The sequence below is a fragment of the Amycolatopsis orientalis DSM 40040 = KCTC 9412 genome, from assembly GCF_000478275.1.
GTDB classification, from domain to species: Bacteria; Actinomycetota; Actinomycetes; order Mycobacteriales; family Pseudonocardiaceae; genus Amycolatopsis; species Amycolatopsis orientalis.
Window position 1 is genome coordinate 140,266 of record NZ_ASJB01000004.1, and the last position, 7,570, is coordinate 147,835.

Here is a 7,570-nt window from a genome sequence, read left to right on the forward strand (position 1 = left end):
ACGGAGAGGTTCACCGATGCGTTTCCGGCCGCGGTTGTCTTGAATGGACCCGTGGAGATCCTGGCCGACGCCGCGACACTGGCCCTGTACACGACCGACGCCTCCAACTACCGGCACGTGCCCCAGGGTGTGGTGCTGCCGCGGAGCGTCGACGACGTGATCGCGGCCGTCGCCGCGTGCCGGGAGGCGGGGCTGCCGGTGATCGCCCGCGGTGGCGGCACCAGTGTCGCGGGCAACTCCTGCGGACCGGGCGTCGTGATCGACACCTCGCGCCACCTGGGCGGCGTCCTCGACCTCGACCCCGTCGCGCGGACGGCGAGGGTGGCCCCCGGGACCGTCCTCGATCACCTCCAGGCGCTCGCCGCGCCGCACGGGCTCCGGTTCGGCCCCGATCCGTCGACGCATTCCCGCTGCACGATCGGCGGGATGATCGGCAACAACGCGTGCGGTTCGCATTCGGTCGCCTACGGGCGCACGGTCGACGTCGTCCGCGAACTGGACGTCCTGCTCTACGACGGCACCCGGCTCACCGTCGGGCCGACCACACCGTCCGAAGTGGACGAACGAGCGGCCAGGCCGGGTACGGAGGGCCGGGTTTTTTCGGAACTCCGCGCGCTCGTCCGGGACAACCTGGCGTTACTGCGCACCGAACTGTCCACCTTCGGCAGGCGGGTGTCGGGGTACGGGCTGGAACACCTGTTGCCGGAGAACGGTTTCGACGTCGCCAAGGCGCTGGTCGGCAGCGAGGGCACCTGCGTCACCGTGCTGGAGGCGACGGTCTCCCTGGCCGAGGTCCCGAAGCGCAAAGTGCTCGCGGTGCTCGGTTTCGAGTCCGACATCGCCGCCGCCGACGCCGTCCCGGCGATCCTGCCCTGGTCGCCGCTGACCGTCGAAGGCGTCGACGCGGACCTCGTCGCCCTGCTGGAACCCGGCCGCGCCGAGGGCCTGCCGCCCGGCGGTGCCTGGTTGTTCGTCGAGATGGCCGATCCGGACGAAGCGCGCGGGCTGATCGACGGACTGCGCGGCGCGCTGACCGGCTCCGCGCTGCTGGACGACGCCGCCGCGCAGAAGCGGCTGTGGCGCATCCGGGAGGAGGGCGCCGGTCTCGCGACGCGGCTCGCCGGAGGCGAGGAGGCATGGCCCGGCTGGGAAGACGCCGCCGTCCCGCCCGAACGCCTTGGCGCCTACCTGCGCGAGTTCAAGGAACTCATGCGACGGCACGGCCGCAAGAGCGTCGTCTACGGCCACTACGGCGAGGGCTGCCTGCATCTGCGGCTGGACTTCGACCTGCTTTCCCCGCGGGGGATCGCCGGATTCCGGTCCTTTCTCGAAGAGGCGGCCGATCTGGTCGCCGCGCACGGCGGCTCGCTGTCCGGGGAACACGGCGACGGCCAGGCCCGCTCGGAACTGCTGCCCCGGATGTACAGTCCCGAGATCCTCGCGCTTTTCGCGCGGTTCAAGGGGATCTTCGATCCCGCGGGCAAGATGAACCCCGGCATCCTCGTCGATCCCAGGCCGGTCGACGCCGACCTCCGGGTCCGGCGCGCGCCGCTGGACCTCGAAGACGTCACCGCGCTCGCGTACCCGGAGGACCGAGGGAGCTTCGGACAGGCGATGCGGCGCTGCGTCGGCGTCGGGAAATGCCGCAACACCACCGGTGCCGGCGTGATGTGCCCGAGTTACCGCGCCACCCGCGAGGAGCGGCATTCGACGCGGGGCCGCGCGCATCTGCTCGCCGAGATGGTGAACGGTGAACTGATCACCGACGGCTGGCGCTCGAAGGAGGTCGCCGAGGCACTGGATCTCTGCCTGTCGTGCAAGGGCTGCCTGTCCGATTGCCCGGTCGATGTCGACATGGCGACCTACAAGGCGGAGTTCCTGCATCAGCACCACAAGGGACGGCTGCGCCCGGCGTCGCATTACTCGATGGGCTGGCTGCCGTTGTGGCTGCGCGCGGCCGCGCTGGCGCCGCGGCTGGCGAACACGATGTCGCGCCGGTTCTCCGGGATACTGAAACGACTCGGCGGGATCGCGCCGGAACGGGACCTGCCGACCTTCGCCAGGACCCCGTTCACCCAGCGCCGCAAGGATCTCCGACGCTGGGCGACCGGTGCCCGGCGGGTGGTGCTGTGGCCGGACTCCTTCAACAACTATCTGACCCCGGACGTCCTCGACGCCGCGGCCGAGGTGCTCACCGCGGCGGGCTACGACGTCGTCCTGCCCGATCGCGGTGTCTGCTGCGGCCTCACCTGGGTGTCCACCGGGCAGCTCGACACCGCCAAGAAGGTGTTGCGCGGCACGCTTTCCGTGCTCGAACCGTATCTGCGGGCGGGGTACCAGGTCGCCGGGCTGGAGCCGAGCTGCACCGCCCTCTTCCGCGGTGACCTGGCGGCCCTGCTGCCGGGTGACCCGGTCGCGGAACTGCTCGCCGAGCGGACCAGGACGTTCGCCGAACTCGTCGAGGATTCACCGCTCGAATTCCGGTCGCTGGACGTCGAAACGCTCAGCCAGGTCCACTGTCATCAGCACGCCGTGCTCGGCTTCGGCGCCGACGAGGCCGCGATGCGCGCCGCGGGTGTCCACAATTCCACAATGGATTCCGGCTGCTGTGGACTGGCGGGCAACTTCGGTTTCGAACGCGGCCACTACGACGTCTCCGTCGCCTGCGCCGAGGATCGCATGCTGCCCGCGATCCGGGCCGCGGTCGAGGGCACCGAGGTGGTCGCGGACGGCTTCAGCTGCCGGACCCAGATCGAGCAGCTGGACGGCCGCCGCGCCCTGCACCTGGCCGAACTGCTCCGGCGCGCACTGCCTTAGCCCTTAGCACTGCCTTGGCCATCAGCACCGCCTTGGCGATTATCACGGTATGAGAAGGATCTTCGGCTCTTCGGGCGGGTGACCGGCCGGAGGCTTCCGGTGCCGGGTTCCCCCGCTCATCATCGGCCCATGACCGCCACCTATCCCGCCGCGAAGGACGATCCCGCGACCCCGATGGGCGAGATCTACGCCGAGTACCCGCCGATGTCCAAGGTCGTCTTCCCGAGTGGCTGCGAAGGCTGGCTCGTGACCCGCTACGACGACGTCCGCCTGGTCTTCTCCGACACGCGGTTCTCCCGGAACCTGCTCGCCCCCGGCGCGCCGTGCCTCATCGAACCGGGCGACTTCTCCACCGGCGACCACAGCATCCTGAACATGGACCCGCCGGACCACACGCGGCTGCGGAAACTGTCGGCACAGGCGTTCACCGTCCGCCGGATCGCCGCGCTGCGGCCCCGGATCCAGGAGATCGCGGACGATCTCCTGCGCGCGATGGCCGAACACGGTCCGCCGGTGGATCTGGTGGAGATGTTCGCCTTCCCGCTGCCCACGTCGGTGATGTGCGAGATCCTCGGTGTCCCGTTCGAAGGCAAGGAGCGGTTCCGTCAATGGTCGCGGGTGATCGTCACGCCGATGGCGTACAGCCCGGCCGAAGTGGCACAGGCCCGGCGTGACGGGGCGGAGGACATGGCGGCCCTCGTCGCCGTCAAGCGGGTGACGCCGGGCGAGGATCTGCTGAGCGTCCTCGTGCACGCCCGCGACGAGGACGGCGACAGGCTCACCGAGGCCGAGTTGATCGACCTGGCCACCCAGCTCCTGCTGGCCGGGCACGAGACCACGGTCAGCCTGATCGCGACCGGGATCGTGCTGCTGTCGAGGAATCCGGAGCAGTTCGCCGCGTTGCGCGCGGATCCGGACCTGACCACGGGCGCCGTCGAAGAGATCATGCGGTTCGACGGCCCGGCCGACGCGTCGCTGCTGCGGGTCGCGCTGGAGGACGTCGAGCTGAGCGGCGGACTGGTCCGGCGCGGTGAGGCCGTGCTGGCGCACACCGGTGCGGCGAACCGGGACGAGAGCGCCTTTCCCGGCGCGTCGCGGTTCGACATCCGCCGCCGGAACGCGCCGCAACTCGGCTTCGGGCACGGACTCCACTTCTGCCTCGGCGCCGCGCTCGCCCGGCTCGAAGGGGAGATCGCGTTCCGGACCCTGCTCGACGGGTTGCCCGGACTGGATCTCGCGGTTCCCGCGTCGGACATCGTCTGGCGGCCGTCGCTCTCCATCCGCGGTCCGGAAGCCGTGCCGGTGACGTGGACTACCACCAAATCCGGCTGAGGCTCTCCAGCGTCGGTTCTTCCGGCTCCGGAAGAACCTTGAGGTACCAGGTGAAGTTGCTGTAGACGTGCAAAAGCGCATACGCCAGGCAGCGCCGGGAGAACTCCTCGTCCGGCGTATCGCCGTACCCGGCGAGCAGCCGCCGCAGAAAGTCCTTGTCCCCGCCGGAAACGAACAGTCCGACGGCGACGAAGTCGTACTCGGCCGCACCGCGCATCGCGGGTTCGAAGTCGAAGAGACCGGTGAGGCGAGGGCGTTCGCCGTCGTGGGTGACCATGACGTGGTCGCGCATGAATTCGGTGTGCAGCGGGACGACGGGCGGACTGCCCAGTTCGACGGAATCGAGGAACGCCGGGATCTGCCCGATCCAGCGTTCGTCGAGGCCGGTCCGGCGGTGATGCTCGACGGCGTTCGCGCGCTGCTCGGCGAGGAACGTTGTCCAGTCCGGCGGATCCAGGACGTCGAGCCGAGGATCGTGCAGGGAATGCAGGGCGGCCAGCGCCTCCCCGAGTTCCGGCGCGAGCCGGTGTTTGTCCTCTGTGGACAGTTTCGGCCAGGCGTCCTTCAGCGTCTCGCCGCGCAGGCGCTCCATGAGGACGTAACCCCAGCCGTCCCGCTCGCCGACGTCGTGCACGGCGGGCGTCGGGATCGGCAGTTTTCCGTGCAGGACTTCGAGCATCGTCCGCTCGGTGGCGAGTTCGTCGAGGTGCACCGGCGGGAACAGCTTGAGCACCAGGCCGTCGCCGACGGCATAGACCGGCAGTGAGCCTTCGGTGAACGGGACCACGACGTCGCCGAGGTCGAGCGACCTGGTCAGCGACGTCACCGCCGGGAGCAGGTCTTGCCTGGTCAGAGTGCGGAACTCGGCTTCGGTGCCGGCCGGCGGGAACGAGATCACGGAGGCGACCGTAGAACAGGGGAGCGCGGTCGGCGACCGAATTACCCGCTGCGTTCCAGCAGCGTCCGGGCCGCCCCGAGCACGAGGCGGCAGACGTCGTCGGGATCCGCGCTGGCCAGCGGTTCCTTGCCGGTGATCTCGCGGACCAGGCCGATCCCGAGCAGCCAGGCCAGGATGAGATCCGCCCGCAGATCGGCGTCGTCGGCGTCGGTCAGCGTGGCCAGCACCTTCGCGTACTCCTCGCCGAGCTGGCGGCGCACCGCGCCCGCGGCGCTGTCGTGCCCGGTCGAGCGCAGGTAGGCGTCGAGGGTGCGATCGCGGCCGGTGTCGGACTCCAGCATGCTGCGCAACGCCGTGCCGAGCAGTTCGTCGGGTGGGGTGGTGGCGATCTGCTCGCGTCCGCCGCGTGCCAGGACCTCCTCGAAGAGCGCGTCTTTCGAACCGAAGTAGCGGAACAGCAGCGCCTGGTTGACCCCGGCGAGTTTCGCGATGTCGCGCACGGTCGTCCGGTCGAAACCGCGCTCGGCGAACAGGGCCGCCGCCGCGTCGAGCAGGGCGGCCCTCGTCGCGGCCGCGTCCCGCTTGCGGACCTGCGGTTCTTCCGTCATCGGGCCCAGGTTAACGGTACGTCGCACGGTAGGCGCATTGACGCTGTCCGTGATCATGGTTAGCGTTGTAAGCAGTCGCTTACAAACCGCCGAGCCGGGGGGTTTCCGGACAAATGACCACCACTGAAGCCGAATTCGTCGCCTACCCGTTCAACGAGGACGCGGGGCTCGAACTCAACGAGGCCTACGCCGCCGCCCGCGACACCGAGGGCATGCTCCGCGTCCGCCTGCCGCACGGGGAGCCCGCCTGGCTCGCGGTGCGGTACGCCGACGCGCGTCTCGTCCTGGGTGACCGGCGGTTTTCCCGCGCGATGGCCGTGGACAGGGACGAGCCGCGGATGGCGCCGGGCAGGCGGCCCGGCGGGATCCTGAGCATGGACCCGCCGGACCACACGCGGCTGCGCACGCTGGTCGCGAAGGCGTTCACCATGCGCCGCGTCGAACTGCTGCGGCCGAGGGTCGCGGAGCTGGCGGCGGGTCTGATCGAGGACATGAAGGCCAAGGGACAGCCCGCGGATCTGGTGGAGGACTACGCGCTGCCGATCCCGGTCGCGGTGATCTGCGAACTGCTCGGCGTCCCCGTCGAGGACCGGCCGAAGTTCCGCGTGTGGAGCGACGCCGCGCTGTCGACCAGCCCGCTGACCACCGAACAGATGATGGCCAACCAGGAGGAGCTGCGGGCGTACATGCACGTGCTCGTCGAAGAGCACCGCGCCCACCCGCAGGACGATCTGATGACCGCGCTGATCGAAGCGCGCGACGTCCGCGACAGGCTGAGCGAGCTGGAACTGGTCGACATGTGCATCGGCATCCTGATCGCCGGGCACGAGACCACCGCGAGCCAGATCCCCAACTTCGTCTACGCCCTGCTCGAACAGCCGGAACAGCTGGCCCGCCTGCGCGCGGACCTGGACCTGATCCCGGCGGCGGTCGAGGAGCTGCTGCGGTTCGTCCCGCTGGGTGCCGGAGCCGGATTCGCCCGCTACGCCACCGAAGACATCCAGGTGGGTGACGTACTGGTGAAGGAAGGCGAACCGGTGATGGTCGCGATCGGCGCCGCCAACCGGGACGCGCTCCAGTTCACCGCGGCGGAAACCCTCCAGTTCGACCGGGAGTCCAATCCCCACCTCGGTTTCGGGCACGGCGTGCACCACTGCCTCGGCGCGCCGCTGGCCAGGCTGGAACTGCAGGAGGCCTTGCGCGCGTTGCTGCGCGATCTTCCCGGACTGCGCCTCGACGGCGATATCGTGTGGAAGACGCAGATGCTGGTGCGGGGGCCCCGCACCATGCCGATCGGATGGTGACCATGAGCTGGAAAGTCGAGGTCGATGGCGGAACGTGCATCGGCTCGGGGATATGCGCTTCGCTGGTGCCGGAGGTCTTCGAACTCGAAGGCGCCACGGCGACGGTGACGAAGAGCGAGGTGGATCCGGACGAGATCGTGCTCGACGCGGCGGATTCGTGCCCCGCGATGGCCATCGAGGTGCTGGAGAAGGGCGAGGTGATCGGGCCCCGGCCCTGAACGTCGCCTTTTAATGAGGGGTGAGGCAAAGATGTCGTGCCCCGGCGAGCGTCCGGACTGGCTGGAAGAAGCAGGGCCGTGGCTCCGAGAGACACTCTCCTGAAGGCAAGTGTCCGGCTTGGGTCGTTTGTGCGGTTTCGCGAGGTGGTCGTGAGTGGCAAAGAGCGTTAGAACGCTCTTTGCCACTCACGACCCCGGTCAGGAACGTGCATTTAGGCATCAACCGGACACCGAGTCGCCGAAAACTGTCCTTCGCGGACGGGCCCGGTCTCGTGAGGGAGTCCCACGTAGGTCGCCAGGTAGTGAAGGCCTCCTTCGCTACCTTGAGGGTAGGCAAGGGGACCTTCACGGCATCGAGTCGATCACGCCACGTTTGCCTTACCTCTCAAATAA

6 protein-coding genes are annotated in these 7,570 nt (G+C 69.3%); 4 read left to right on the forward strand and 2 right to left on the reverse strand.

From position 1 onward, the window contains the following. Positions 1 to 51 precede the first annotated feature (51 nt). Entirely contained in the window at positions 52 to 2,817 is a 2,766-nt protein-coding gene (locus L324_RS01105) for an FAD-binding and (Fe-S)-binding domain-containing protein (protein ID WP_037303394.1), read from the forward strand. Positions 2,818 to 2,946: 129 nt separating this feature from the next. Beyond that, positions 2,947 to 4,149, forward strand: coding sequence for a cytochrome P450 (locus L324_RS01110; RefSeq protein WP_037303395.1), 1,203 nt, complete (start codon positions 2,947 to 2,949; stop codon positions 4,147 to 4,149). On the opposite strand, the gene L324_RS01115 is transcribed toward L324_RS01110, so the two are convergent. Both L324_RS01115 and L324_RS01120 read right to left on the reverse strand, forming a co-directional pair. Beyond that, entirely contained in the window at positions 4,130 to 5,047 is a 918-nt protein-coding gene (locus L324_RS01115) for a phosphotransferase family protein (protein WP_037303396.1), read from the reverse strand. The genes L324_RS01110 and L324_RS01115 overlap by 20 nt on opposite strands. A 41-nt stretch (positions 5,048 to 5,088) precedes the next feature. After that, the gene (locus L324_RS01120; protein ID WP_037303397.1) at positions 5,089 to 5,655 is read right to left on the reverse strand and encodes a TetR/AcrR family transcriptional regulator; all 567 of its coding nucleotides are present in this window, start codon (positions 5,653 to 5,655) and stop codon (positions 5,089 to 5,091) included. Between the two features lie 113 nt (positions 5,656 to 5,768). Here L324_RS01120 and L324_RS01125 point away from each other — a divergent pair, with 113 nt between their 5' ends. Together L324_RS01125 and L324_RS01130 are read left to right on the forward strand one after the other, a co-directional pair. After that, a complete protein-coding gene (locus L324_RS01125) occupies positions 5,769 to 6,959 on the forward strand; it encodes a cytochrome P450 (protein WP_037303398.1) in 1,191 nt (396 codons plus the stop codon). 2 nt (positions 6,960 to 6,961) lie between these two features. Further along, a complete protein-coding gene (locus L324_RS01130) occupies positions 6,962 to 7,177 on the forward strand; it encodes a ferredoxin (RefSeq protein ID WP_081736153.1) in 216 nt (71 codons plus the stop codon). Positions 7,178 to 7,570: the final 393 nt, after the last annotated feature.

Excerpts from the sequence above, each read along its gene's own strand:
- L324_RS01110 (WP_037303395.1), top strand. The coding sequence starts at position 2,947 with ATGACCGCCACCTATCCCGCCGCGAAGGACGATCCCGCGACCCCGATG.
- L324_RS01120 (WP_037303397.1), bottom strand. The coding sequence starts at position 5,655 with ATGACGGAAGAACCGCAGGTCCGCAAGCGGGACGCGGCCGCGACGAGG.
- L324_RS01125 (WP_037303398.1), top strand. The coding sequence starts at position 5,769 with ATGACCACCACTGAAGCCGAATTCGTCGCCTACCCGTTCAACGAGGAC.
- L324_RS01130 (WP_081736153.1), top strand. The coding sequence starts at position 6,962 with ATGAGCTGGAAAGTCGAGGTCGATGGCGGAACGTGCATCGGCTCGGGG.